The following is a 26,077-nucleotide window of genomic DNA, read 5'->3' on the forward strand; positions in this document are numbered from 1 at the left end:
GGCGGCCAAGACTCTTTCCGTGGCCGTCGCAACCGGCGGCCCTACGCTCCTGACACTGTTCCGCGCCTGATGCGGTCAAGGGGACTTCCATGACAACGCTTGTGTCTCAACTCGATCCCAACGTCACACCCGTGGATCGCCTGCGGGTCGATCACTACACCAACGGCGTCATCGGCCCAAGCCAGCCGATGCTTGGGCCGCTTGCCGACGGCGGCACGTTGATCACCGGTACGCCGCCGGGCTGTTGGGGACCGATGATCACGCCAGCCTTCGAGGGCGGGCATGAAGTGACGCAACCGGTGGCGATCGCCGGGGCACAAATCGGTGATGCGGTGGCCATCAAGATCAAAAGCATGCGCGTGACGTCGCTGGCGACTTCATCCGGGGTCATGAGCTTTGTCGAGGGGCGCTACAACGGCGACCCGTTCGTCTCGAAATTCTGCTCCACGTGCGGCACCGATCATCCCGCCAGCCATGTCGAAGGCATCGGCGCCGAGGCCATTCGCTGTAACCACTGTGGTGCCGAGGTCAGCGCGTTTCGGTTCAGCCACGGCTATGTGATTGTGTTCGATGCGCAGAATCAGGTCAGCCTGACGGTCAATCAGGACATCGCCAATCGACTGGCGGGTAACGCTTCAGAAATGTCGGCACTGCCGGAGTTCGCCGCCCAGCATTCGATCCTGTCCCTGGCCCGTGCCGATATCCCCGGCGTTGCGGCTCACATGCGGCCGTTTCTCGGTAACATCGGCACCCTGCCATCCCGGGACTTGCCTGACTCCCACAACTGCGCCGATTTCGGCCAGTACCTGATCAATGCACCGCACCGCTTCGGCATGTCCCGCGAAGAACTGCACGCGGCGAAAACCGACGGCCACATGGACACCAACTCGATCCGCGAAGGCTGCGTGCTGATTTGCCCGGTGAAAGTCCCCGGTGCCGGGGTGTACATGGGCGACATGCATGCCCAACAGGGCAACGGCGAAATCGCCGGGCACGCCACCGACTGCTCCGGGGAAACCGAAGTGGTGGTGGAAGTGGTGAAGAACCTGACCCTGGATGGGCCGATCCTGTTGCAAAACCTGGATGACTTGCCGCCGATGGCCCGGCCAATGAACGCCGAACAACGGGCAAGAGTCCGTGAGTTGGGCGAGCGCTGGGGCCAGTACGAGATCGAACAGAGTGGGCCGATCACCTTCATCGGCAGCGGCGAGAACCTCAATCTCGCGGTGGAAAACGGCCTGCAACGCGCCGCTTCCGTCACCGGCCTGCCTTATGACGAAGTCCTCAACCGCGCCACCATCACCGGATCGATCGACATCAGTCGCCTGCCGGGCACCGTGCGTGTGACGTTCCTGTGCCCGATGACGGTGCTCGATCGCATGGGCATCGGCCATCTGGTGCGCGAGAAATACGATCTGGCCTGACAGCCAATGGCGGGTCTGTACCACAGTGTGTATGGACTTGCTGGCGATACATACGCTGGCATTTTCCGGCACAAGTGAACACAGGCCCGATACACCGCTTCGATTAACTGTGTCTGACGGCGGGCATCCATTCGGTGCCCGCCCCCCAGACACCGCTTGAGATCGACATCATGCAAACCCTCGTCATTCCTGTAGCGAAGGCCAGCGTCGGCCTGGGCCTGCGCCGCGGTTTAATGAAAGACCTGCAGGCTGCGCCGGCGGGCGATTTCGACTTTCTGGAAGTCGCGCCGGAAAACTGGATCGGCATCGGCGGCGCCCACGGCGCTGCATTGCGGGCCCTGGCTGAACGCTATCCGTTGTCCTGTCACGGCTTGTCCCTGTCCCTGGGTGGGCCGTCGCCGCTGGACGTCGATTTTCTGCAAGAGGTTCGCAGCTTCCTCGATCACTACAACGTGCCGCTGTACAGCGAGCACCTGAGTTACTGCAGTGATGACGGTCACCTGTACGACCTGTTGCCGTTGCCCTTCACCGAAGAAGCGGTGCACCACGTCGCTGCGCGGATCCGTCAGGCCCAGGACATCCTTGGTCGGCGCCTGGCGGTGGAAAACGTTTCCTATTACGCCGCGCCCCAACAGGACATGGACGAGGTGACATTCACCAATGCCGTGCTGCGTGAGGCCGACTGCGACCTGCTGCTGGACGTCAACAATGTCTACGTCAATTCGATCAACCACGGCTTCGATCCGCAGGCGTTTCTCGCCGGCATCGATTCGGGCCGGGTGGTGGCCATGCACATTGCCGGGCATTTCGACGAATCCGACACCTTGAAAATCGACACCCATGGCGCTTCGGTCAAACCGGTGGTGTGGTCGTTGCTGGAGCAGGCGTATGCCCGGTTCGGCGCACAACCGACCTTGCTTGAGCGGGACTTCAACTTTCCGGCATTCGCCGAGCTTGTGGCGGAATTGCAGACCATTCGCCGCTTGCAACAGGAGGGCGTGAACCGTGGATAAACATTCGCTGCACCAACAGCAAAGCATCATGGGCCAGTACCTGCGAGACCCCGAGCATTGCGCGCCACCCACCGAAATGGACCCGGTGCGGGCACAGGTTTACCGCGACCTGGTGTTCGCCAACCTGTGTTCACTGCTCAGTGGCACCTTTCCGGTGTTGGTGAGGATTCTGGGTGATGAGCACTGGCATTCACTGGTGCGGATCTTTCTGCGGGACTACCGCGCCCGTACACCGAAATTTGGTGAGATCGCTCAGGAGTTTGTCGAGTTCCTCGCGACCGGGCCTGAGGCGTTGACCGGTGGACGGTGGCCACCTTTCATGGTGGAGCTGGCGCATTACGAGTGGGTGGAAATGGCGCTGCAACAGTCCGAGGCCGAGTCGTTGGCAGCGGGTGATTCCGGGTCGTTGCTGGATCGGCCGTTGCAAGTGTCGCCGTTGGCCTGGCCGTTGGCTTACGCCTGGCCGGTGCAACAAGTGGGACCGGATTATCAGCCTGACGTTTTACCTGCTCAGCCGACGTTGTTGCTGGTGCGTCGCGCTGAGGGCTGGAGTGTGAAGTTTTCCGAGTTGAGTCCGTTAGCGTGGCGGTTGTTGCAGCGGATTGGCGAGTTTCCAGAGCTGACTGGGCGTGAGCAGCTGCAAGGATTGGCGGTCGAGGCGGGGCAGGTTGGTTCTTTGGTGTTTCTCGAGGGTGGTTTGGGGTTGTTGCGGCAGATGCATGGGGAGGGGGTTGTGGGGGGTATTGATTGAGTACATATCCATTTTTTTGGTAACGACGACTTATGGTTTCGCCCTTACGGCGAGTCACTTTTTTTACAAGCGCCTAAAAAAAGTAACCCAAAAAACGCTCGCCCCTGACGTACGGCCCCTCGCTAAGGCTCGGGGTTCCTTCGCTCCGGCATTCATCCGGGGGCATCGCCTCCGGTCGGCTTCGCTCGACCTCCTCTCGATGTGTTCGGCTGCGCCGAACGGCGCTGCGCGCCCACCCCCGGATGAACACCTCCACTCAGCCTGCCGAGGGGGCGGGTGGATCAAGATCAAGAGCTGCAGGCGAGCTAACGCTCGGCCTGATGAGTGGTGAAGAGCGAAGGTGTACGCCGATCTGCCTTTGCTCTTCTGTAGGAGCGAGCCTGCTCGCGATGGCTGCCTGCCAGCCGACCAATTTCTACCGAATGTACTCGGTCCAATTGTGGGAGCGGGCTTGCCCGCGATGGCTGCCTTCCAGCCGACCAATGTCTACCGAATGTACTCGGTCCAATTGTGGGAGCGGGCTTGGTCCGGGCGGCGTTCCGACGATGGCTGCCTGACAGCCGACAATTCTTTTACGGCTGCACTGGCAATCGTAGCTCCGCACACAACCCGCCACCCTCACGATTGCTCAAGGTCAACGACCCACCAATCGCTATCGCCAGTTGCTGGGCAATCGCCAGCCCCAGTCCGGTACCGCCGGTGCTGCGGTTGCGGGAGTTTTCCACGCGGTAGAACGGTTCCATCACTTGCTTGAGTTCTTCCTCGGCAATCCCCGGGCCACGATCGAGGATCTTGATCGACAGGTTGCCATCGGCCTGTTTTTCCACCCGCAACTGCGCAGCACCGGCAAACTTCAATGCATTGTCCGTCAGGTTGACCAGCACCCGGCGCAAGGCGTGTGGGCGGGTGTCGATGACGGCTGCACTCTTGCCTTCGAGCCGCACGTCCTTGCCCACGTCCTGGTAGTCGAACACCAGGCTGTCGAGGAACGAGTCGAGGTCGGTGCGGCGGCTTTCTTCGGTGGCGCCGTGGATGCTGCGCGCGTAGGCCACGCCTTCGCGTACCAGGTGTTCCATCTCGCCCAGGTCGTTCCACAGTTTGTCTTTTTCGCTGGAGTCGTCCATGAACTCGGCGCGCAATTTCATGCGGGTGATCGGGGTCTGCAGGTCGTGGGAAATCGCTGCGAGCAATTGCATGCGTTCTTTCAAGTACGCAGCGATGCGTGCCTGCATCGAGTTGAAGGCCTTGGCAGCGTGGGCGACTTCGGTCGGGCCTTTTTCGTCCAGGAGCACGGGATGGGCGTTGGGGTCCAGGGTTTCGACGGCACCGGCGAGGCGGGTGAGGGGGCGGATGGCGATTCTGACCGCCAGCCAGGAGCAGGCCAGCATCAGCGCCAGTTGTCCGAGCAACACGATGGGCAGCCAGGGCGACAACGGGACCATTGCGGGGCGCACGTCAATGGTCAGCGGACTGCCATCCGCCAGGTTCAAGTGCACTTGAAAGTGTTTTTTCGGCCCGGGGATGTCGGTAAAGGTCATCGGGTAATCGTGACCGATGGCGTCCTTGATCGAGGCGATGGCAATGGGCGCATCGGGCATGTCGGTGCTGATGGGGGTGCCCGGCGAACCCTCATTGAGCAGGTAACTGTAGTTGCGCCGTTCCAGTTGTTGCAGCCAACCGGCCCGCTCTTCGGCGGGCAAGCGGTCGAGGATGGCAATGGATGTGGAAACATCGGTTTCCAGGTTGCCGAGCATGGTGTTTTTCGAGGATTCGTAGCGCTCGTAATACTGCGCGCCGAAGGACAGCGCCTGGGCGAGGATCAGGCCTATCAGGAAAATCAGCGACAGCCGCGAGGCCAGGGTACGCGGCCAATGCAGCGCCTGCGTCATGATTGATCGCCCAGGATTTCAACCGGCAGGGAAAATACATAGCCTTCGCTGCGCACGGTCTTGATGTAGGCCGGTTCGCGGGCGTCGTCCAGCAGGCGCTGGCGCAGGCGACTGACCAAAAGATCGATGGAGCGGTCGAACAGGTCGGCGTCGCGACCCTGGGTCAGGTTCAGCAATTGATCACGGTTGAGCACCCGTTGCGGATGGTCGAGAAACACCCGCAGCAATCGATATTCGGCACCGCTCAGGGCCACCATGGTGCCGTCTTCATCGAGCAGGTGACGGGCCGAGGTGTCCAGGCGCCAGCGGCCGAAGGCCAACAGGCGGCTGGCTTCGGTCACCACCAGGTTCGGCGGCAGCATGCGTGTGCGCCGCAGCACCGCATTGATCCGCGCCAACAGTTCACGGGCAGCGAATGGCTTGACCAGATAGTCGTCGGCGCCCATTTCCAGGCCAAGGATGCGATCGGTTTCATCGTTGCGGGCGGTGAGCATCAGCACTGGCGTGGTCTTGTGTTTGCCGGCGCGCAACTCGCGGCAAAGCAGCAGGCCATCGTCCCCCGGCATCATGATGTCCAGCACGATCAGGTCCACCGGGGTGGTTTCCAGAAACGCGCGCATCTGCCGTCCATCCGCCACGACCGTGGTGCGCAGGCCGTTCTTCTTCAGGTAATTGCCAACCAGTTCGCGGATTTCGCGGTCATCGTCAACGATGAGGATGTGATCAACGTGATCCATTGGGCCAAACCTCTGATAAATGGGGAATGCCACACAGTCTATCGAGCCCGGGCGGGCTCGCCTGCCGCCCTTTGTATTGCAGTGTATCTGGCTTGCCTGCGGATACACACGAAGGCAAAAAAGCCGGTTTTCAGCGGTTTTGTATTGCTGTGTATCCAGGCCCCGTTCTGATACGAACCGATTGATTCGCGCCGATTCCCGACACAGACGAGATACCTCGCAGGCTTTTAATAGGTTCCATCGAGGCAAACCAGACCGCCTCGGCTCAACCAACGATCAACCTGTTGAAACCTTGAGGAACTCGCCATGAACACCAAAGCCATCTACGCCGCTTGCCTGTTTGCCGCCCTGAACATCTGCACCCTGTCGGCCCGCGCCGAAGCCGATGTCGCTCCCAAAACCTACACCTACGGCACCCAACTTGACATCAAGAAAGTGGTGTCGCTGACCGAGGACACTACACCGTCCTGCGGCGTGGTGAATGCGCGGCTGACGTACCTCGATTCCCAGTCCAACCGCCAGGTGCTGGATTACCGCAAGTTGGCTGACAACTGCAACTCGGAAAACTGAGTGTTGCGATCAACCACCGCTTAATCCATTTGAAACAGGAAGACCATCATGAATAACGTTTCCCGCTACCTGACCGCCATCGCTTTTGCCGTCGCCGGTGCGGCAGCCCATGCCAACGCCGCTGTCGAGCAAAGCGCCTGCGCCAGCAACTCCTGCTTCCAGCTCACGCCGGTGGTAGAGAAGGGCACCCAAGGCTTCCTTGCGCAAGACGGTTCCAGCCGTACGCCGCAAGGGCAGATGCTTGCCGAGAACGGTTCCAGCCGCACGCCTCAGGGGCAGTTGCTGGATGAACAAACAGCTTGAAAACACCCCAATCCACTGTGGGAGCGAGCCTGCTCGCGAAAGCGATTGTCCGGTCAACGATGTGTCGCCTGACCCGACGCCATCGCGAGCAGGCTCGCTCCCACATTGGCTCTATGTCGCCCTCTGATTTGTCTTAGGTGATCCCATGTTACTCATCGCTTTCCTGGGCGGCATATTGACCGTCCTCAGCCCGTGCATCCTGCCGGTCGTGCCCTTCCTGTTTGCCGGTGCCGACCGCACACGCTCCTCGATCCTGCTGACCCTCGGCGGCATGGTCCTGACCTTTGCCCTGGTCTCCAGCCTGGCCGTGGTCAGCACTGAGTGGGTGATACAGGCCAGCAACACCGGCCGCCACGTCGCCCTGTTCGTGATGGTGCTGTTCGCCCTGTCGCTGATTTCCGCCCGGGTCGGTGACTGGCTGGCCCGTCCCTTCGTGTTGCTGGGCAATCGCATCGACCCGGACTCGCGCAAAATGTCCGGACCTCTGGCTTCGATCTTGATCGGTGTCGCCACCGGGCTGCTTTGGGCGCCGTGCGCCGGACCGATCCTCGGGGTGATTCTCACCAGTGCCATGCTGCAAGGCGCGAACGCCGGCACCAGTCTGCTGCTGGTGGCTTATGGCGCGGGCAGTGCGTTGTCCCTGGGCACGTTGATCTTTGCCGGTCGCGGCCTGGTCAATCGCTTGAAACCGTCGATTCCGGTCACCGGCTGGTTACGTCGGGGCGCCGGGGTTGCGGTGCTGGCCGGTGCGGCGGTGATTGCAACGGGGGCCAATGACCTGTTGCTGGCCAACGCCTCATCGGAAGGTGTCAGCAGTGTGGAGAAGGGCGTGTTGGAAACCGTGCCGAAAGTCGTCGATTACCTGGTCAGCAAGGTCAAGGCCGACAGTGCCATGGACAACGCCCAAGGCGCCATGCCCTCGCTGTCCGGCGCAGTGGATTGGCTCAACTCGCCCGCACTCACCAACGAAGCCCTGAAAGGCAAAGTGGTGCTGGTGGACTTCTGGACCTTCGACTGCATCAACTGCAAGCACACCCTGCCGTACGTGAAGGACTGGGCGAAAAAATATGAAAAGGACGGACTGGTAGTGATCGGCGTACACACGCCTGAATACGGCTTTGAACGCATCATCGACAACGTCAGGGCCAAGGTGAAGGAATACGGCATCACCTACCCGGTGGCAATCGATAACAACTACGCGATCTGGCGCAACTTCGACAACCAGTACTGGCCGGCGCACTACCTGATCGATGCCAAGGGGCAGGTGCGTTACACCCACTTCGGTGAAGGCAGCTACGACACGCAGGAAAAGATGATTCAGCAGTTGCTGGAGGAGGCCAGGGCCGGCGCGCCAGCGGTTTGAACCATTCGATCAATGGTTCACAGGTCTCGCGCCATGAGCCATTGATCTTTTTCCCATGCCTGAAAACGCTCCTGCACAACCCAGTCGCGCCTGGTGTAATAAGCGCTCTGGTCCTGGGTGTGCAGGTAGATCCTCTTCTCGCCGTTGGCTTTGGCTTGCGCGCAAATCCCTTCGATCAAACGCTCCGCCAAGCCCTTGCCGCGTGCCTCGGGAGTGATGAACACACAAGCGAGCCATGGCCCCAGATCCGGGCGATGGGTCAGGTCAGCCTTGGCCAGCGCTGCACCGCCCAACAGTTCGTCGTGGTCGAGGGCGATCAGGCACTTCCAGTCGCCGTTGTCTTGGCCTTCGGCGAATTCCCGTTGCCAGTCGGACAGGGGCTGTCCGGCGTATTCGTAGTGGAACTGCCGGTGGATCCACGAAGCGAATGTATTGCTGTGCTGCATATGTCGAGCAAGCCAGTCCAGGCGGGGTGCCATGTGATGAGTCCTTTCAGAGTTCAGTCGCTGGGTAGCGAGAGTAGCGGGCCTGGGCGGTGCTGTCGCCCCTGCCGGTTCAGCGACTGCTCAAGTGATTCGAGGTCGCCTGACCGCGCCGCCACGCCGCCGGCGGCGCACCGAACTCGCGACGGAAGGCCCGGCTGAAGGCGGTATCGGTCTGGTAACCCACTTCTTCGGCGATCCGCGTCAATGAGCTGTTGCTGCTGCGTAACAGATTGGCGGCCAGCAACATGCGCCATTGCGTCAGGTACTGCATCGGCGACATCCCCACCAGTTGCTGGAAACGTTCGGCCAACACCGATCTCGACGTGCTGGCGGTGCGCGCCAGTTCGTCCAGCGTCCAGGCGTGGCAGGGTTTTTTGTGCAAGGCATTGAGGGCGGCGCCGACAATCCGGTCGCGCACACCGGCCAGCCAGCCGGTGCGCCCTTCGCCCTGTTCGTTCATGTACAGGCGCAATACTTCGATGAACAGCACTTCGGCCAGTTTGGCCAATACCCCTTCACCGCCGGGGCGGGGCGAGCGGGCTTCGGCGAGGGCGTAGCGCACGGAAGATTCCAGCCAGATACCGGCGTTCGAACCGCGCACATTGACCCGCACCACAGCGGGCAATCCCTTGAGCAATATGCCCGCCAGGCGCGTGTCGCACGCCAGGTAGCCACACACCAACCGGGTGACCGCGCCACCTCCGCCGTAGCTCAGTTGCCGGGGCCGTCGTGCCAGCACCGCATCCAGTCGCGCACCGCTGGCAGGGGGCAACCCCGGTCGGGAGCACATGCGATGGGCGTCACCCTGGGGGAAGATCACCACGTCGCCAGCACTCAGGAGCAGCGGCGGGTCATCGCCCAGTTCCACGTAACACTCGCCTTCGGTGATCAAGTGGAAGATCACCACCCGTTCCGCATCGGGCTCCAGAAACGGCGCCGCCGTATCGGCGCTGGGCGACTGGTAGCACCAGGGCGCGGTGAACCGGGCATTGATAAAGATCGCGCCGACCAGGTGCACGACGCGCAGGGTCTGTGACAGAGCGTCCATTGGGGTTTCCCCGTGGGAGGGTTCCTGATTGTGAGCGCGCCGGGGCGCAACGTGGAATCTCCGGACGATCGGGCAGGCTTGGGCGACGATCGGGCAGGACGCCAGCGCCCGTCAGGACGATAGTTGGTTCACAGGGTCTGTTCCGGCCCTGCCACCCACAACAAGAAAAGAGAGGTTGCCATGCCGAAGTTCGTCATTGAACGTGAGATCCAGGGCGCCGGAGCTCTGTCGGAAAGGGATTTGAAAGCCGCTTCGCAAAAGTCCTGTCGGGCGTTGCGTGAGTTGCCGGAGGTGCAATGGCTGCAGAGTTATGTCACCGGCGACAAGCTCTATTGCGTGTACATCTCGCCGAGCGAGGCGCAGATCCAGGAGCACGCCAGGATCAGTGGTTTTCCCGCCAACCGCATTTCCCAGGTCATGAACATCATCGATCCGACGACGGCGGAGTAACCGCGACCGGACCCGATTCGTGTTTCAACCCAGAGACCGTCTCCATGAGTACACCCATTGATCTGACAGCCTTGAAAAACCGCCAGATGGCCTCGTGGGCCAGCGGTGACTACGCCGTGATCGGTACTACCTTGCAGATCGTCGGCGAGCAGCTGGCCGAAGCCTGCGACCTGTTGTGCGATGAACGCGTGCTCGACGTTGCCGCCGGCAACGGCAACGCGACACTCGCCGCTGCGCGTCGTGGTTGCCAGGTGACCTCCACCGACTATGTCGCTGCCTTGCTGGAACGCGGCGAAGAGCGGGCCCGGGCAGAGCGCCTGAACGTCTCCTTCCAGGTTGCCGATGCCGAAGCCTTGCCGTTCGCCGATGCGAGTTACGACGCCGTACTGTCGACCTTCGGCGTGATGTTCGCGCCGGACCAGCCCAAGGCCGCCGCAGAGTTGGCGCGAGTCTGCCGCCCGGGTGGGCGGATCGGCCTGGCCAACTGGACACCGGAAGGCTTCGTCGGCCAGATGTTCAAGACCCTGGGCCAGCACCTGCCACCCCCTCCGGGTGCAAATCCGCCCTCACGCTGGGGCAACGAAGCCTGGCTGCACGAGCATTTCGACGAGCGTGAATTCCTGCTCCAGGTGACGCGCCGCACGTTCAATTTCCGCTATCGCTCGGCGGCGCATTTCATCGACACCTTCCGCGACTGGTACGGACCGGTGCACAAAGCCTTCGCTGCACTGCCCGCAGATGGCGCCAAGGCCCTGGAGACCGACCTGACCGAGCTGATCAACCGGATGAACCGGGCGGGCGACAAGTCGCTGGTGGTGCCGAGTGAATACCTGGAGGTGGTGATCACACGGCGTTGAGTGACCACAAGCCAAATGTGGGAGCGGGCTTGCTCGCGAAAGCGGTGTGTCAGTCGCATCAATGCCGCCTCCAGCAACTCGCGCAACACCGACCGATGACAATGCGCTTCATCCTCGCAATAACACCCCACGGCCAGGGACGTCTGATGGGACAGTGCGGCCAGCAGGTCGAGCATCTGACTGGCAGCGGGCTGGTTCATCTCGGCCTTGAACTTGCGTCTGAACACCTCCCAGGCCCTGGCATCTTGCGCGGCCTTGGCTTCGGCCACCAATTGCGCACTGGGCGACAGCAGCGGCTGCCAGACATCATAAAAATCCCGACGGGCGAATTCGGCTTTCGGTACGCCACGGGGAGGGCGGCGTACCGTGCCCAGGCGTAACCCTTCGTCGGGGCGACGGGGTGATCCGAGTTGAACGATATGGACCGCCATGGCTACTTGAGCCGCGATTCGTCGATCCACTCGAGTGCCGTACGCCACAAGCAAATGCCCAGGAAGTATGCCGACATCAGCAGCCATAGCCCCATCACCAACGGGTTGATCAGCGGGTGGTTGAGCACCAGCGACAGGCTGCACAGCAACCAGATGGCCGTCACCGCAATGTTGATCGGCATGAACCGGCGCACGCGGAACGGATGCAGGAATTTCATCCGGGTCACGGTCAGCAGGGCCAGGCCAATGACCGTGACGAAAGTGATCCACGGTGACGGGGCGATGATGTACAGGCACAGGGCAACCACGTTCCAGGCGGCGGGGAAACCCTGGAAGTAGTTGTCTTTGCTCTTCATGTTGACGTTGCAGAAGCAGAACAGCGACGACACCAGTATCAGCGACACACTCAGCAGCAAGGTGTAGTCCGGCAACGGGATGTAGCGATAGATGAACAGTGCCGGGATAAACACATACGTCAGGTAATCGATCACCAGGTCGAGGATCGAGCCATCGAAGCTCGGCAGCACCGACTGCACATTGACCTTGCGCGCCAGCGCACCATCCAGCCCGTCGACGATCAGGGCGACACCCAGCCACAGCAGGCAATGGGTCGGCTGGTTATCCAGCAGCGACAGGGTGGCCAGGAAAGCGGTGACCACGCCGGTGGCCGTAAAGCCATGGGCGCCCCATGCTTTGAGTCTGGCGATGTACAGGGTTGAAATCACGGGGGCGTTCTCCAGTAAATGAAGCAAGCCAGTTATCACCCCGCGTACAGGGGCGGTGGCAAACCGGGTCGGGTTGCAGGTATCGACCGGGTATCCGGGAAGAAGGTTCACCACCTATGAATCTTAGCTGCGCCGGCAAAAAATACCCCGGATAAATCCGCGGTAGCGAGGGCGCGTCAGCCCAACGGTGCTGGCACATTCGCCATCGGGGGCTATCGTTGCCTGACTGGATGAACCCCCTGCAAAAGAGGACAAGCGTCATGAACACCAGCGATCTGCTCGAACAATTATTGCGCGCCGGCCAGGGCTCGATGGCGCAACAGGGCGGCGCTGGCGCGTCGGCCCAGGGCGGGCTCGGTGGATTGCTCGGCGGCTTGTTGGGCGGTGGTGCTGGTGGCGGTGGAGCAGGGTTGGGCGGATTGCTCGGTGGTTTGCTCGGCGGCGGTTCGCCGATGGGTGGTGCACCACAAAGCCGATCCGGTGGCGGTACCAGTTACACAGCGCTGGCGTCCCTCGGCATGATGGCGTTCCAGGCATACCAGGACTGGCAGCGCAGTCAGGCGTCGGCACCGCAAGAAGCGCCGCGCACGGTGGACTTGCTGGCCGGTCCGGAGGCCGAGGAGCACAGCCATGCAATCCTGCGGGCGTTGATAGCCGCGGCCAAGGCCGATGGCCGGATCGATGACGCCGAGAAGCAGATGATCAGCGCTGAAATCGGGCGTCACACCGACGATCCGCAATTGCAGCAATGGCTGGACGACGAAGTCGCCAAGCCACTGGACGCCAACGACGTCGCGCAATCGGCGACCGACCCTGCCATGGCCTCGGAGATGTACCTGGCCAGCGTCCTGCTGGTGGATGACCAGCAGGACGCCGAGCGTAATTATCTGGATGAACTGGCAGCGGCGTTGCAGATCGAGCCGGAGCTGCAATTGCATCTTGAGCAGCAGGCCAGGGGCGGTGCCTGAAACGGCGTCGTCGGCAGAAACGTAACGCCCCCCGTGGGTGGAGCGGTACAAGTCCCGGCAGGTGATCACCACCGGGATGCGCCGGCGGGTCGGGATAAAAAAACAGCTCAGGCCGGACTCCATGTGGCGAGGGAGCAAGCCCCCTCGCCACATGAGTGTGTTACTTCAGGAACGCCTGGAAGTCGGTCCCCAGTTTGTCGATCGCCGCCTTGAAGTCCTTGGCGGTAATCTTCTGGCTTTCATTTTCCAGGGCGGTGCCAAACACCTTGCGCACCACTTTGGCCACGGTCTGGTTGCTCTTGGCGTCGATGAACTCGGCTTCGATGAACAGGGTGGTTTCCTGGTCACGGTGACCGGTGGCTGCCTGTGTTGCCCCGACAACGGCCGCGACCGGTACCACTTCATACCACTTCATGCCTTCGTTTTCGGCGTTAACCCCGGTAATCGCCGCGCGCATGATCAGGGGGCGGGAGCCCGCCGGTGCGGAGGAGGTATTGGACACTACACGGTATTTCTGACCCAGCGTGGCCTTGGCCTTGTTGGTCATGTAGTTCTGAATGTCGGTCAGCGTCTGCTGGTTGACCCGCTCATTGGGTTTGGGGGCCGGGTACAGTTCCAGTTTGTTGAACACCACGGTGTCATAAGCATTCGCGTTCCATGAAGGGCTGACCCAGCGCATCGCGGTTCCGCCGCTAGGCGTCTGGACTTCCTGCAGGTTGTTGTAGTTGGACAGGAAACCTGAGTATTGCGCCTTCTCAGTCACTTTCGAGGTGCAACCGCCAAGCAACAGACCGGCCAGCGCGGCGCCGACGAGCAGTTTTCGGGACAGATTCATAGTGGTGTGTACTCCTTGGATGAAATCGTCGTTCTTTCGTTTGCAGGACATCAGAAGCGCCAGGTCATATTCCCGGCCAAGGCTTGAATCCAGGCATTGTCGAATTGACCGGAAATTCGATTGCCCGATACGGACTTGGCCTGGTCAACCGGCATGTCGCCGAGCCAGACCATGGCCCAACTGACGTTGACATCGGTGTCCTTGTTCAGAGCATAGGTGGCTCCTGTTGCAATGCGCCAGGATTCGTTCATCGGCACCACCACGCTGCGATTGCTGTCCGAGACGGCGCTGCTGTCGTAGGCCACGCCGAAGTTCCACAACCACTGCTCGGTGGCCTGGTATTGCGCGCCCAGGGAGAGGTGCCAGGTGTCCTTGAAGCCGGCGTCGACCGTAGTCGATTGCGCTCCAAATGCCGTGGTGTCGACCTCCACGGCGATGTCGCCGAACTCGGACCAGTCCTGCCAGTTGGCCGAGGCCAGCAACGCCCATTGCCGGTCCAGTTGCTGGAACAGGCTCAGGGTAACGGTTTGCGGCACCTTCATGTCGAGTTCGGTGTCGGTGTTGTTGACGCGCTCGAGCAAACGTCCATCGCCCTTCACATCGAGCCGGTCCTCGAAGTCAAGGTCGACCTGGCTGGTGTAGGTCAGGCCGATGCGCGTGCCGGGTTGCGGGGCGTAGATCACGCCCACGTTGGCGCCATAGCCCCAGGTGTTGTCCCTGTACTTGTATTGGCCGTCAGAGCGGTCAGTGAAGCCGAAAGGGGAGCGGTCGATGGCGGTGTCTGCCTTCAACATGCCGTACATGGCCTTGATGCCCAGGCCAACCGACCACTGCTCGTTGAAGCGATAAGCCACGCTCGGTACCAGCGACAGGCCGAGCAGGCTGGAGTTCTGCGCGAAGTAGCGGCCTGACCAGTCATTGTCGTAATTGAGCGCCAGGCCGAAGTCACCGTACTGGCCGAAACCGACGCTCCAGTGCTCGTCCAGTTCATGGCTGATGAAAAAGCTGCCACCGGGAATCGGATCGAGGGCATTGCCGCTGCCAGTGCCCTGGACGCTGGTGCCGGAGTCGCGGTCGAAGCTCAAATCGCCGTATAGAACCTGCAAGCCGGCGGTGATTTGCGTGCCCGGCAAGTAGCTCATGCCTGCAGGGTTGCTGGCGATGGTCGAGGGACCTTGCGCACGGGCGGCGGCACCGGCGTTGGCCAGGCCGGCGTTATCGGTGCCGATTTCGTAAAGCATGATGCCGCCGGCCCAGGCTGGCTGGCAGCACAGGGCAAGTAGCGTACAGGCAGGTAGGGCCAGTGTGCTTGTGCGCATGTAACTACCTCGGCAAATGTCCATTTCGAATGTGGGTGGCCTATGCCGGCCACCCATGGTTTCGGCTGTTTACTTGGCCATGGCCGCCCGGGCCGCTTCAATCTTGGCCTTGACCGCTTCAAGATTGAAGCTCGCACCTTTCTGCATTGGCGGAAACTCCACGGCTGATTCGGCCAGTTTGACCACTTGTTGTTGCACAAACACATAACGCCAGAACTGGAATTTGAACCACTCGAAATACTCCAGCGAACCATTGGCCGCCATGTTCTCCGGCCATCCGGCGCGTTCGAACGGATCGAGGCGCAGGTTAGTCAGGATCGGCATGTCCAGCGTGACCTTGGCCCCCAGCCAGCCTCCGGGCTGATCGATGAAGCGGTACTTGAAGTCATCGATGCGGATCGCACCCAGGGCGCTCTCTCCAAAGTAGAAGATTTCATGCCGGTTCGACGGACCTTTTCCGGTGATCATTGGAGTTTGATCATAGCCGTCCAGGTGAACTTTGTAGGTGGTGTCGCCCAATTGTTTGCCTTTGAGCAGCTCTGCCGTGATGTTCGGGTTGCCCGCCGCCGCGACCAGGGTCGGGAACCAGTCCATGCCGGACATGATGCCGTTGGCGACCTGGTTGGCTGGCACCTTGCCCGGCCAGCGAATGATCGCCGGCGCCCGGAAGCCACCTTCCATGACCGTGCCTTTGCCCATGGCGAACGGGGTGGTGCCGCCGTCCGGCCAGGTGAAGTTTTCCGCGCCGTTGTCGGTGGTGAAAATCACGATGGTGTTGTCGTCCATGCCGTCTTTTTTCAGCTTCGCCAGGACGTCGCCGACGATGTCATCGAGCTGCGCCATGCCGGCTTCCTGTTCCGACCAGCCATTTTGCGCATTGCGCATGGCTTCGTACTTATCGGACAGGTGCGTGACGATGTGCATGCGGGTCGGGTTGAGCCAGACGAAGAACGGTTTGTTGTCCTGTTTGGCCTTGTCGATGAAAGAGAAGGCCTTGTCGCGAATCTCGTCGTCGACGGTTTTCATCCGGTCCGGATAGAGCGTGCCGGCGTCTTCGATTTTCTGCTTGCCGACCTTGCCCCAACGCGGCATTACGGTGGCGTCATCGGTGGTGGTGGCCCAGCTGTGGACCATGTTGCGTGGGCCGACGCTTTCCAGCAGTTCCTTCGGATAATTGGGGTGCGCCGGGTCTTCCATGGCGTCGAGGTGATAGAGGTAGCCGAAGAATTCGTCGAAACCGTGGACGGTGGGCAGGAACTGATTCAGGTCGCCCAAGTGGTTTTTGCCGAACTGGCCGGTGGCATACCCCATGGCCTTGAGGGCGGTCGCGATGGTGACGGCTTCGGCGGGAATACCCACGGGCGAGCCGGCCTGGCCGACAGTGGTCATGCCAGTACGAATCGGCAGTTCGCCGGTGATGAAGTTGGCGCGTCCGGCGGTGCAGCTGGCTTCGGCGTAGTAGTCGGTAAAACGCATGCCTTCATTCGCGAGTTGGTCGAGATTGGGCGTTCTGCCCGCCATCATGCCCTGGTTGTAGACGCCGATATTCGACCAGCCGATATCGTCGCCCATGATCACCAGGATGTTGGGGGCTTTGTCGGCGGCCAGGGTCAGGTCAGGAAATGCCATTGCATGCAGCAACAGGGGGATGGCGAAGATCGAGGATAAGGTTGTCCGGTTCATGTCGAGCTCCTGCGTACTTGCGTTAGTACATAGAGACGCGCCCCCAGCCGCCGTTGAAATTCGTAACCCCCGCGAATAGCGTAGGTTTGAATGGCGAAATATCCAGTAATGAATAGTCGGAAAGACAGTGTTTCAGGCGCTTGCACCGAAATGGCGTACCGGCAAATGCGCCGGTCGAATCGGGCGGCGAGCGATACTCGCCGCCTTCATCGTCATTACCGGCCGGCAGTGGCGGCCAGCAATGGTGCGATTTGCTCGTCGGTCAATGCGGCGTGCACGTCCATGCTCATCAGGTCGTTCCACTCCAGCACCCACTTTTGAATCGGCACCAAATCACTCGCTTCGGCAATGCCGAAGCCGGCCGAACTCCCTACGGCGTGCCAGCGTCCGTGCATGGTGACGCCTGCGGGCGGCGCGCCACCGGTCTTGAGAAAACGTGCGATTGCGGCATCACGGTTGTCAGGGCTGATTGTCCAACTGACGATGAATAACATCGGCCACCTCCTGTTGCGCACTGGCACCTGTGTTCTGCGCGTACCTGGCTGGCGCCGGGGCCGTGGCCACGCTTGGGTTTCCAGCTCCGTCCTGCTGGCTTGCGGCAATATCTCCCAAGGAAGGCATAGCAGTGCCCCGCGATTCATGTACGACCGCTGATCCTGTTCCGGTGCATTTTCGAGGGAGTAACAGACGCCTGTTTCACCAGCGAAACATGGGCAGCGGCCGCAGCGGCGAGCGGATGAATTGCTTTGCTGAAAGCCTCACCAGCATCGAGTGAAAACCATGATCGGGAAAGGCCGACTGCACGGTTTTGATGAAGGGGCGGGGCAAGCCGAAACGGACCAGGCCCAGGGACACATCCACCAGATCGGCCTGGCGGAAGGGTTCGACGCTGTTGGCGTAGGCGCCGCGATAGCGGCGCAGCTTGTGATGTTCAAGTATCAACGCGCTGACTTCATCCTTCAGTTCCGGTCGTTGCTGGCTGTCCAGGTACTCAGTGGCCAGGGCAATGGACGGGGGCAGGTAGTCAAGGGTGTCATCGGTCCAGATGCCCAGGTCATGAAACGCCGCCGCGATTTGTACGGCCTCCGAGGGCTGACCTTCGGTAGCGGTGAGGGCGGTATGGAAATTCAGCACCCGGTAAATGTGGTTGCGGTAGCCCTGCAGGTCGGCACCGATGGCCAGTGCGAACGAGGTGAGAATCTTGTCGGTGAGGGGGAAATCGAGAATGGGCTTCATCAGGCGTCACGCAACAGGTCGTTGGCATTGAGCAGCTCGTAGGCAATCTCCGGTCGCTTTTCCATGGCCCGGCGAATGGCGGCTGGGATATTGGCGCGGGTCTTGCGGCACAGCCCCGGCAGTTCGCCGATCTGGATGCCGATGCCGCGCATGGTGCGCACTTCGTTGAAGCCGGGGGCGATGTCCACGCGGATGCCCAACTGTTCGAACATGCGCCGTTGCAGGTGCTCCAGATCGCTCAGGCTCTGCAGGTTCTCCAGGCGTTCGATCAGGCGTTTTTCTTCGTTGCGGGTCAGAAACAGAATGCGCAGGTCCGCCCCCGGTGTTTCCAGCAACGGGTCACGCCCGCAGTCGCAGGCGCCGGGCGGGCAGGGTGAGCGGATCGCAGCGGTGGTGGTCATGGGGATCAATCATAGAGCGCTGTGATTGAGTTTGCCCATAGGGATTTTTGGGGGGATGCAATGCAATGTGGGAGCGAGCTTGCTCGCGATGGCGTCGTGTCAGGCAACAGTGATGTTGGCTGCAAAATCGCTATCGCGAGCAAGCCCGCTCCCACAGGTTTTACGGTGAGTCTCGCTTACCTCATTTCAAGACCAGCATCCGATAAACGCCGTCCTCGACTTCGATCCCGTGGGTGTCATGGGTGAAGCCGGGGAAGGATCTGTCGAACGCTTCCAGCGCCTTGAGGTACGCCAGCAACGGACCGTCCGCAGGCCCTGCGTTCTCACCCGGCATAAGCAACGGGATGCCAGGTGGATACGGCACGATACCGGTGGCGGCGAGGCGCCCGGCAGCTTCGTTGAGGGTCACCAGTTCGATGTCGTTGCGCACCAGTTTTTCGTAGGCCTCCACCGGGCTGAATTCGGCTTTTGGCAGGGTGCCGAAGGCCTGGGACATGTTGGCGGTGGTCTTGTGTTTCTTCATGGCGGCGAAGATTTCGTCGGCCAGATCCTTGAGGCCCATGCCGGCATAGCGTTGCTGGTTGGCGTTGTACAGATCGGGCAGGCACAGCTCGAGTTCGGCGTTGTCGTCGTAGTCACGCTTGAAGTCGAGCAGGGCGTTGAGCAGCGTGCCCCATTTGCCTTTGGTGATACCGATGGAGAACAGGAACAGGATGGTGAAGTCGGTGGTTTTCTCCACCACGATACCCTGGCGCCCCAGGTACGCGGTGACTACGCAGGCGGGGATGCCGCTGGCGAGCAGGTTGCCGTCGTCGCCCATGCCCGGGCTGAGCACCGAGACCTTGATCGGGTCGAGCATGCAGTAGCCATCTTCGATGTCGCCGAAGCCGTGCCATACCGCGTTCGGGTGCAGGACCCAGCAGTTCGGATCGGTTTTAAGCGTAGCCGGGTCGACTTCATGGAACGGCACGGTCGCTGCGCCAACCTGTACGGTCGGTGGTTGCCAGCAGGTGAAGAACCAGTCGTCCTTGCTCAGCATTTCGTTATGCATGCGCGAGAGAACCTGGCGGAAGCTGATCGCTTCTTCGATCGACTCGTTGGTGAGGATCTGTCCGCTCGGCGATTCCATCATTGCCGAGCTGACGTCGCAGGACGCCATGATCGCGTAGTTCGGCGATGTGGAGGCGTGCATCATGTACGACTCGTTGAAGCGTGCATGCTCGATCGGGTTACGGCCGTCGCGCACGTGGATCATCGAGGCCTGGGACAGGGCGGCCAGCAACTTGTGGGTCGACTGGGTGGCGAACACGGTCGGTTTGGACTTGTCGTGATCGGCCGGGTTGCCGTGCATGGCATGGCGTCCGCTGTACAGCGGGTTGAAGCGCGCATAACCGTACCAGGCTTCGTCGAAGTGCAGACGGTCGACGCTTTCGCCCAGCAGCTCTTCGACGCGGGTGACGTTGTAGGTCAGGCCGTCGTAGGTGGAGTTGGTGATAATGGCGTGCACCGGCGTCGGGTCGATGCCTTGCTTGACCAGCGGGTTGTTGGCGATGGCGGTTTTCACGCCTTCGGCACTCAGGGTCTGCGGCAGGATCGGGCCGATGATGCCGTAGCGGTTGCGGGTCGGCACCAGGTAGGTCGGAATCGCCCCGGACAGCGTCATCGCATGCTCGGCGGACTTGTGGCAATTGCGGTCGCACAGGGCGATCTGGTTGCGCGTGACGCTGGCCATGAGGATGACGCGGTTGGACATCGACGAGCCGTTGGTCACGTAGTAAGTGCGGTGGGCGCCGAAGACCTTGGCGGCATAGCGTTCACCCTGGCCGATAGGGCCGCTGTGATCGAGCAGCGAACCGAGTTCGCCAACCGAGATCGACAGGTCGGAACGCAGCAGGTTCTCGCCGAAAAACTCATAGAAGGCCCGGCCTGCGGTGCTCTTCAGGAACGCCGTGCCGCCGGCATGGCCGGGGGTGTGCCAAGAGTATTCATAGTTGCGGGCAAACTTCACCAGCGCGCCGAACATCGGCGGCAGGGCGGCCTGGCGATAGCGTTCGATGGCCGCCAGGATGCGCCCGCTGAGGAAACGGGAGGTGTCCTCGGGCAGCCAGATGAAGTCGTCGGCGTGTTGCATGACCAGCAACGGAATGCTCGACGCGGTGGTGCGGTCGCTGATCAGGAACACCGGCACCCGGGTGTTGCGCTCGCGCAGCTTGACCAGCAATTTGGTGCAGTCGGCGTGGCCTTCGCTGGTGTCCATTTCCCAACGGATGAGCACGCATTGAATGGCGGGGTCCGAACGCAGGATCGAGGCGGCATCGGTGAGGCTTTCCGAGGCCAGTACGCTGACACCACGTCCCTCTACGTCGTGGACCAGTTGATCCAGGGCGCGGCCAAACACCGTTCGCTTGTCTGGCGGGCTGCTGACCAGTAGCGCCAGCATGCCCAGCGAGTGTTTATATTCCGTCATGCTTGAACCTCCATAGTGGTTTTATTCAGATTGTTCACCGGCACTGGCTCGGCAGTGAGGTGCTGCGCGCTGACGGTTTGCGTCGGTACGCTGTTGTTGAGAGCTTCGAGACGGATCAGACGGTTGTTGACGAAACCGAACAGGGTGTAACCAACGATCGTGGCCACGCCGCCCAGCATCAGGGCCTGCTCACCGGAGCTGTACAGCGCCAGGTAGCTGTAGGCCGCCGCGATCAGGGCAATGACGTTGGTCACCAGCGCCTTGCCTTCCGGCACGTTGGAGACTTTCTGCATGGTCATCAGCGCGGCCATGGACAGGATGTAAGGCACCAGGTTGGTCACCACCGCGAGGTTGACCAGGGTGTCGAACTGCTTGCTCAGGTCGGGGCTGATGGTGAGCAGGGCCAGTGCGGTCTGTGCGGCGAGCAGTACCAGCATGCCGACAATCGGCGTACCCGCCTTGTTGGCCTTGGCGAAGATCGACAGGAAGTAACCGGTGTCGGCCGAGCTTTTGTACACCTGGGCAATCGTGAACTGCCAACCCAGCAGCGAACCGATGCAGGCGAGCACCATGGCCGCCATCACGATGTCGCCGACCATCGGGGTGAACATCTTGGCGAACACCAGGCCGAACGGCGCGGTGGACGCGACCAGTTCTTCGTTGCCGACGATACCGAAGATGACGTTGGTGGAGACGATGTAGATCACCGCCGCACCCAGGGTGCCGCCCAGTACCGCGATCGGTACGTTGCGCTCAGGGTTTTCCACCGCGTCGGTGTTGGCGCAAGCCGATTCCAGACCGAGGAAGGCCCACAGGGTAATTGCCACCGAGGCGCCGGCCGCTTCGAACCAGCCCTTGTCGTGGGGGTTCCAGCCAGCGGCGTACACGCTGCTGTCGAACCAGAACCAGCCCACCGTGGATACCAGCACCACCGGTGCAATCACACCCCAGACCGTGATCGCGCCAATGCGGCCAGTAATGCGCGCGCCGCCAAAGTTGGCGAAGGTGGTGATCCACAACAGGGCAATAGTCGCCAGACCTACTTGAAGGGAATCGAGCTTTATCCCGAACAACACCTGGATATAGCCGACTGCGGTAATACTGATCGCCACGTTGGCAATCAACAGCGACAGACCGTAGGTGTAGTTGGTGATGTAGTTACCCGCCTTACCGAACGTGTATTCGGCATAACCGCCCATGCCGCCGGTCTTGCGGCTGAGCATCCCGCATCGCGCAAAGGCGTAGGCCAGAGCGAGCGAGCCAGTGGCCGTCACCAGCCAGGAAAGGATCGAAATTGCACCGACTTCCGCCAGTTTCGTCGGTAGTAGCACAATACCCGAGCCCAACATGTTGACGGCGGTCAACATTGTCAGTTGCCCCACACTCATTTTCTTTGCGACTGACATTCCGTTGCCTCACTTAGTTGGCGATTGAGAGTCTTAGCTATAGCAAAGGATTGAAAACTCGCAAGAAATGGCGTTATCCATTTCTTTTTTGCATTAATTTGCAGAAAAGGCACGATGCTGGCCCACAAGTTTAAAAATCCTCAGCAAAATTAGTTCATTTTCAGCCAGTTAAATAGGTCAAGATGCGCAAGACATGGATCGCGTTAATTCCGCTAGTTGTTGCGGGTATAGCCCATTCGGCTCAAGCCAAAGAACTGGCCAGCAATGATAAGTACATGTGCAGTTGGGGTGCGGGCACCGCTGCAAGGGCACAGGAACTCAAGCTCTCGGGCGTTTCTCTGTATGCCGCCCGCCAGAAAATCCAGGTCTACAAGTTCGCCAAATCCTGGATGCGCATGATGGCACTTGGCATTACAGAACAAACTTATGACAGTCCGTCGCGATTGAAACCAATTGCTGTACGGCAGAGCTTTTATGAGGACTGTGTCAGGTACAAGTTGGCGCGAAAGTAAAGAGAAAGCGGGCGCCGGTCGGCTCGACCACCGTGTGGGCTTGTGACGTCTATATTGATTGACCATCCCCGCGAGGGCGGGGCGTTAAAACCGGTTTCTTACAACTCAATCAGGAGGTCACCATGAACCAGATCGATAAAGTGTTGTACACCGCCAAAACCCACACCACGGGCGGGCGTGACGGCGCTTCCCGCAGCTCCGACGGGATCCTCGATGTGAAGCTGTCGTCGCCAGGTGCGGGCGGTGGCGGTACTAACCCCGAGCAACTGTTCTCTGCCGGTTGGTCAGCCTGTTTCATCGGCGCCATGCAAGTGGCGGCCAGGGAAATGAAAGTGACGTTGCCCAAGGATGTGGCCGTCGATGCCGAAGTCGACCTGGGCACCAATGAAGGCGGCTACCTGCTGCAGGCGCGGCTCAATGTCAGCCTGCCAGGGCTGGATCGTGAAACCGCGCAAAAAATCGTCGACACCGGGCACCAGTATTGCCCGTACTCGAAAGCCACGCGCAACAACATCAACGTGGTGCTCAAGCTCGTTTGAGCTGACATGAAAAGGTCTTGGCGAATGACATGGGTTGTCGCCAAGACCTGAAGGGCTCGCCGCAAACAACGACCTGATTCAGGGGGAGCCGAGGACATTGAAATTTTCGGTGACGGTGGATTTCCAACGGATACTTTTTTGGGCAACTCCTGTGGGAGCGAGCTTGCTCGCGATGGCGGTGGGTCAGCCAATATCTCTATTGGATGTGCCGGCCTCTTCGCGAGCAAGCCCGCTCCCACAGGTATTGTGTTTTAACTGACGGGGAAATCAATTCATCTTGCTGTGATCATGTGCCATGTTGCTGTGATCCATGGTGCCAATCGCCTTGGCCACGGCTTCAACCTGGATCGACTCTTTCTCGCCCTTGGCGTCTTCGACGGTCAGGGTCAGCGGCACCTTGTCGCCTTCCTTGATCTGGCCCGTCAGGTTCATGAGCATGATGTGGTAGCCATTGGGATCCAGGCTCACCGCTTTTCCGGCCGGCAGTGCCACAGCGTCCACCTGCTGCATTTTCATCACATCGTCTTTCATGCTCATTGCATGAATCTGCACCAGCCCTGCCACTGGCGATTGCACGCTCAACAGTTTGCTGTCGCTGCTTGCGGTGACGGTCATGAAGGCGCCGCTCGACGGCTGGCCGGCCACGGTGGCGCGGACCCAGGCGTCGTCGACCCGGGTTTGTGCCGATACCTGAAAGGCCAGGCCGATCAGGGACAAGCCCAGCGCCAGTTGCTTGCAATGCTGTGCGAAACGCGTTTTAGCCTGCGGGGCATTCATTTCAGCAAATCTCCATCACGGTGAGCAGGTCTTCTGCGCACTCTTGGGCTGTCAGGGACGCGGAGAGTCCCAGGCGCAGAGTGCCCCGGGAGTCGAAGACATAACTGGTCGCGGTATGGGAGAGGGTATAGGTATCGCCGCTCGGGACCTTTTCAAAGAACACGCCGAACTCCTTGGCGGTGGCGGCGGTTTCTTCCAGCGTGCCATACAGCGCTTCGAAACTCGGGTCGAATGCCTTGACGTACTTGTCGAGCATCTCGGGTGTGTCGCGCTCAGGGTCCAGGGTGATGAAGACCACCTGCAGCCTTTCGCCATCGCGACCCATCAGCTTCTTGGCCTGCGCGGCACGCGCCAGGGTGGTCGGGCACACGGCCGGGCACTGGGTGAAGCCGAAGAACACCATCGGCATCAGGCCGCGATAGCTGCCCAACATTCTGGTTTCGCCCTGAGCGTCCTTGAGCTTGAAGTTGCGCCCCATGATCTTGTCGCTGAGGTCTTTGCCGTACTTGAACGATAGCTTGCTGCTGTCGTCGCAACCGGCGAGCAGGCCCAGGCTCAACAGGCCCATGCCCTGCAGGACAGTTCGGCGGGTATACAAAGTACTCATGGAAAAAAGCATCCTGTTGAACAGGCTGAAACTGACAGCGTGGTGACTGTACAGACGAAAAAATCGGGTGGATGTTAACAAACTGTGTCGGTGCTGGAGGCGCGGATACGACCATTGGACCGGTGCTGAGGCGTGACATAGTGTCGCGCCGGAGGTTGAAGGCAGCCGACACCTGTGGCGAGGGGGCTTTTGTGGCGAGGGGGCTTGCCCCCGTTCGGCCGCGAAGCGGTCGCCAATCAGATGCACGCGGTTTACCTGACAAACCGCATTGCCTGTATTTGGGACTACTTCGTAGTCCAACGGGGGCAAGCCCCCTCGCCACAATGTTTCGCTTAAGCTTAACGACGCAGCTGCGCGCAAAAATCCTGTTCCGGCTGCGCCGCCGTGTACCACACGTAATCCGCGCTGTCGGCGGTCACGGTCTTGCCCGCTTCGGCCAGGATCAGCACCGTATTCCCTTCACCCGCACCCAGGTCCTTCAGATGCAGTGGCACGCCCAGATCCTTGCGCACGTGAAAGGCACCGGCCAGCAGCATCGCTGGCGTCGGCGCGGCCATCAGGCGTTCGGCCATGCGTCGGTCACGTTGTTGCTGCACGGCGAGCATTGCCGGCATCTGCGCTTCGGGCAGCAGGCCGCAATGGGATTGGCGGATGTCGTCCAGCAAGGTCGCCTGCACCTGTTCAGTGGTGGACGCTTCGCCTTTCAAAACCGGGCGCTGTTTGTAGATCTGCATGATCTGCGCGCGGTCCAGGTTCGCCGCCAGCAGCGGATACGGTTGTCGCAGCGCGTAAGTGACGAGTGCACCATAGACGCTCCAGTCCCAATTGGACTGCCAGGCCAGCGCCTTGAACGCATCGGTCGGTGGCTGGCCGGCGCGGGCCGCGGCTTGCGCGGCATCGACTTTGGCCTGTTGATCGGGATTGAGCATCTCCATCAGCAGGCTGCCCTGGACACGTTGTGCCGTCAGCTCGCGCAGCAACCACAACTGCAGGGCGTGGTGGTCCGGGTTGTCGTGCTGTTCACCGACCAGAACGCGCGGCGCAACGGCCAGGCGTTCGACCAGTTCCTGCGGTGTCAGCGTGCGACCGGTAGCCAGTTCGCGGATGACCCCGAGGTCGGTGTGATCCCGGCCTTGCGGGGCGATGGGCGCCGGAGGCGGTGTGACCTGATGAGTGGTTTGGCAGGCAGCCAACAGGCTGAACGCACACAGCAACAGAAAGCGCATCGGTTTTCCTTGAATAGATAGAAGCCCCCACGATCAACGAAGGAGGGGGACGGTA

At 60.9% G+C, this 26,077-nt stretch carries 27 protein-coding genes and 1 pseudogene; 11 read left to right on the plus strand and 17 right to left on the minus strand.

Features of this window, described 5'->3' with window-relative positions; genetic code table 11:
- Window positions 1-89 precede the first annotated feature (89 nt).
- The 3 genes from AB4Z35_RS25240 to AB4Z35_RS25250 all read left to right on the plus strand — a co-directional run bounded on the left by AB4Z35_RS25240 (window position 90) and on the right by AB4Z35_RS25250 (window position 3,188).
- A complete protein-coding gene (locus AB4Z35_RS25240) occupies window positions 90-1,424 on the plus strand; it encodes an acetamidase/formamidase family protein (protein WP_442100048.1) in 1,335 nt (444 codons plus the stop codon).
- A gap of 170 nt (window positions 1,425-1,594) precedes the next feature.
- Complete coding sequence (locus tag AB4Z35_RS25245) at window positions 1,595-2,437, plus strand: HvfB family MNIO-type RiPP peptide maturase (protein ID WP_442100050.1); 843 nt, start codon at window positions 1,595-1,597, stop codon at window positions 2,435-2,437.
- On the plus strand, window positions 2,430-3,188 hold the full coding sequence (locus AB4Z35_RS25250; RefSeq protein WP_442100051.1) for an HvfC family RiPP maturation protein: 759 nt from the start codon (window positions 2,430-2,432) through the stop codon (window positions 3,186-3,188). The genes AB4Z35_RS25245 and AB4Z35_RS25250 overlap by 8 nt, the downstream gene beginning before the upstream one ends.
- A gap of 572 nt (window positions 3,189-3,760) precedes the next feature.
- Here the strand turns inward: AB4Z35_RS25250 and AB4Z35_RS25255 are convergent.
- Window positions 3,761-5,077 carry an ATP-binding protein gene (locus tag AB4Z35_RS25255; RefSeq protein ID WP_442100052.1) on the minus strand — a complete coding sequence of 439 codons (1,317 nt, stop codon included), beginning with the start codon at window positions 5,075-5,077 and terminating at the stop codon, window positions 3,761-3,763.
- Complete coding sequence (locus tag AB4Z35_RS25260) at window positions 5,074-5,814, minus strand: response regulator (RefSeq protein ID WP_007978356.1); 741 nt, start codon at window positions 5,812-5,814, stop codon at window positions 5,074-5,076. Before AB4Z35_RS25260 ends, AB4Z35_RS25255 begins: the two co-directional genes overlap by 4 nt.
- A gap of 306 nt (window positions 5,815-6,120) precedes the next feature.
- Here AB4Z35_RS25260 and AB4Z35_RS25265 point away from each other — a divergent pair, with 306 nt between their 5' ends.
- The 3 genes from AB4Z35_RS25265 (at window position 6,121) to AB4Z35_RS25275 (ending at window position 8,050) form a co-directional block, all read left to right on the plus strand.
- Complete coding sequence (locus tag AB4Z35_RS25265; RefSeq protein ID WP_007987700.1) at window positions 6,121-6,384, plus strand: DUF2790 domain-containing protein; 264 nt, start codon at window positions 6,121-6,123, stop codon at window positions 6,382-6,384.
- A gap of 48 nt (window positions 6,385-6,432) precedes the next feature.
- Complete coding sequence (locus tag AB4Z35_RS25270) at window positions 6,433-6,687, plus strand: hypothetical protein (protein WP_442100053.1); 255 nt, start codon at window positions 6,433-6,435, stop codon at window positions 6,685-6,687.
- A gap of 145 nt (window positions 6,688-6,832) precedes the next feature.
- A complete protein-coding gene (locus tag AB4Z35_RS25275) occupies window positions 6,833-8,050 on the plus strand; it encodes a cytochrome c biogenesis protein DipZ (RefSeq protein WP_442100054.1) in 1,218 nt (405 codons plus the stop codon).
- Between the two features lie 17 nt (window positions 8,051-8,067).
- Here AB4Z35_RS25275 and AB4Z35_RS25280 read toward each other — a convergent pair whose 3' ends face one another.
- Both AB4Z35_RS25280 and AB4Z35_RS25285 read right to left on the minus strand, forming a co-directional pair.
- Window positions 8,068-8,529 carry a GNAT family N-acetyltransferase gene (locus AB4Z35_RS25280; protein WP_442100056.1) on the minus strand — a complete coding sequence of 154 codons (462 nt, stop codon included), beginning with the start codon at window positions 8,527-8,529 and terminating at the stop codon, window positions 8,068-8,070.
- Window positions 8,530-8,605: 76 nt separating this feature from the next.
- On the minus strand, window positions 8,606-9,583 hold the full coding sequence (locus AB4Z35_RS25285; RefSeq protein ID WP_442100058.1) for an AraC family transcriptional regulator: 978 nt from the start codon (window positions 9,581-9,583) through the stop codon (window positions 8,606-8,608).
- A 180-nt stretch (window positions 9,584-9,763) separates the two neighbouring features.
- Here AB4Z35_RS25285 and AB4Z35_RS25290 point away from each other — a divergent pair, with 180 nt between their 5' ends.
- Window positions 9,764-10,033 (plus strand): DUF4242 domain-containing protein, encoded by a 270-nt coding sequence (locus AB4Z35_RS25290; protein ID WP_007995963.1) that lies wholly within the window; start codon window positions 9,764-9,766, stop codon window positions 10,031-10,033.
- Window positions 10,034-10,077: 44 nt separating this feature from the next.
- Complete coding sequence (locus AB4Z35_RS25295; protein ID WP_442100060.1) at window positions 10,078-10,890, plus strand: class I SAM-dependent methyltransferase; 813 nt, start codon at window positions 10,078-10,080, stop codon at window positions 10,888-10,890.
- Between the two features lie 59 nt (window positions 10,891-10,949).
- Here the strand turns inward: AB4Z35_RS25295 and AB4Z35_RS25300 are convergent.
- Together AB4Z35_RS25300 and pcsA are read right to left on the minus strand one after the other, a co-directional pair.
- Window positions 10,950-11,321: pseudogene (locus AB4Z35_RS25300) on the minus strand (DUF488 domain-containing protein); the annotation flags it as partial.
- 2 nt (window positions 11,322-11,323) lie between these two features.
- Window positions 11,324-12,046 (minus strand): phosphatidylcholine synthase, encoded by a 723-nt coding sequence (pcsA, locus tag AB4Z35_RS25305; protein ID WP_007995968.1) that lies wholly within the window; start codon window positions 12,044-12,046, stop codon window positions 11,324-11,326.
- 260 nt (window positions 12,047-12,306) lie between these two features.
- Here pcsA and AB4Z35_RS25310 point away from each other — a divergent pair, with 260 nt between their 5' ends.
- Entirely contained in the window at window positions 12,307-13,014 is a 708-nt protein-coding gene (locus tag AB4Z35_RS25310) for a tellurite resistance TerB family protein (protein WP_442100062.1), read from the plus strand.
- A 160-nt stretch (window positions 13,015-13,174) separates the two neighbouring features.
- On the opposite strand, the gene AB4Z35_RS25315 is transcribed toward AB4Z35_RS25310, so the two are convergent.
- The 8 genes from AB4Z35_RS25315 to potE all read right to left on the minus strand — a co-directional run bounded on the left by AB4Z35_RS25315 (window position 13,175) and on the right by potE (window position 22,361).
- A complete protein-coding gene (locus AB4Z35_RS25315; RefSeq protein ID WP_442100064.1) occupies window positions 13,175-13,849 on the minus strand; it encodes a DUF3313 domain-containing protein in 675 nt (224 codons plus the stop codon).
- A gap of 50 nt (window positions 13,850-13,899) precedes the next feature.
- A complete protein-coding gene (locus tag AB4Z35_RS25320; protein WP_442100066.1) occupies window positions 13,900-15,168 on the minus strand; it encodes an OmpP1/FadL family transporter in 1,269 nt (422 codons plus the stop codon).
- 69 nt (window positions 15,169-15,237) lie between these two features.
- The gene (locus AB4Z35_RS25325; protein WP_442100068.1) at window positions 15,238-16,851 is read right to left on the minus strand and encodes an arylsulfatase; all 1,614 of its coding nucleotides are present in this window, start codon (window positions 16,849-16,851) and stop codon (window positions 15,238-15,240) included.
- 215 nt (window positions 16,852-17,066) lie between these two features.
- Entirely contained in the window at window positions 17,067-17,345 is a 279-nt protein-coding gene (locus AB4Z35_RS25330) for a DUF3303 domain-containing protein (protein WP_008002635.1), read from the minus strand.
- 202 nt (window positions 17,346-17,547) lie between these two features.
- On the minus strand, window positions 17,548-18,087 hold the full coding sequence (locus AB4Z35_RS25335) for an HD domain-containing protein (RefSeq protein ID WP_442100069.1): 540 nt from the start codon (window positions 18,085-18,087) through the stop codon (window positions 17,548-17,550).
- On the minus strand, window positions 18,087-18,488 hold the full coding sequence (locus AB4Z35_RS25340; protein WP_442100070.1) for a hypothetical protein: 402 nt from the start codon (window positions 18,486-18,488) through the stop codon (window positions 18,087-18,089). The genes AB4Z35_RS25335 and AB4Z35_RS25340 overlap by 1 nt, the downstream gene beginning before the upstream one ends.
- Window positions 18,489-18,669: 181 nt before the next feature.
- Window positions 18,670-20,955, minus strand: coding sequence for an Orn/Lys/Arg decarboxylase N-terminal domain-containing protein (locus tag AB4Z35_RS25345; protein WP_442100072.1), 2,286 nt, complete (start codon window positions 20,953-20,955; stop codon window positions 18,670-18,672).
- Window positions 20,952-22,361 carry a putrescine-ornithine antiporter gene (gene potE / locus AB4Z35_RS25350; RefSeq protein WP_108231863.1) on the minus strand — a complete coding sequence of 470 codons (1,410 nt, stop codon included), beginning with the start codon at window positions 22,359-22,361 and terminating at the stop codon, window positions 20,952-20,954. Before potE ends, AB4Z35_RS25345 begins: the two co-directional genes overlap by 4 nt.
- Before the next feature lie 182 nt (window positions 22,362-22,543).
- On the opposite strand from potE, the gene AB4Z35_RS25355 reads away from it, so the two are divergent.
- Together AB4Z35_RS25355 and AB4Z35_RS25360 are read left to right on the plus strand one after the other, a co-directional pair.
- Entirely contained in the window at window positions 22,544-22,873 is a 330-nt protein-coding gene (locus tag AB4Z35_RS25355; protein WP_442100073.1) for a hypothetical protein, read from the plus strand.
- 122 nt (window positions 22,874-22,995) lie between these two features.
- Window positions 22,996-23,412, plus strand: a complete 417-nt coding sequence (locus AB4Z35_RS25360; RefSeq protein WP_111284697.1) for an organic hydroperoxide resistance protein — start codon at window positions 22,996-22,998, stop codon at window positions 23,410-23,412.
- A gap of 267 nt (window positions 23,413-23,679) precedes the next feature.
- On the opposite strand, the gene AB4Z35_RS25365 is transcribed toward AB4Z35_RS25360, so the two are convergent.
- The 3 genes from AB4Z35_RS25365 to AB4Z35_RS25375 all read right to left on the minus strand — a co-directional run bounded on the left by AB4Z35_RS25365 (window position 23,680) and on the right by AB4Z35_RS25375 (window position 26,022).
- A complete protein-coding gene (locus tag AB4Z35_RS25365) occupies window positions 23,680-24,189 on the minus strand; it encodes a copper chaperone PCu(A)C (protein WP_442100074.1) in 510 nt (169 codons plus the stop codon).
- A 1-nt stretch (window position 24,190) separates the two neighbouring features.
- A complete protein-coding gene (locus AB4Z35_RS25370; protein WP_007991823.1) occupies window positions 24,191-24,796 on the minus strand; it encodes an SCO family protein in 606 nt (201 codons plus the stop codon).
- Between the two features lie 338 nt (window positions 24,797-25,134).
- Complete coding sequence (locus AB4Z35_RS25375; protein ID WP_442100076.1) at window positions 25,135-26,022, minus strand: ChaN family lipoprotein; 888 nt, start codon at window positions 26,020-26,022, stop codon at window positions 25,135-25,137.
- Window positions 26,023-26,077: the final 55 nt, after the last annotated feature.

This window comes from Pseudomonas sp. KB_15, from assembly GCF_052114525.1.
Classification (GTDB): Bacteria; Pseudomonadota; Gammaproteobacteria; order Pseudomonadales; family Pseudomonadaceae; genus Aquipseudomonas.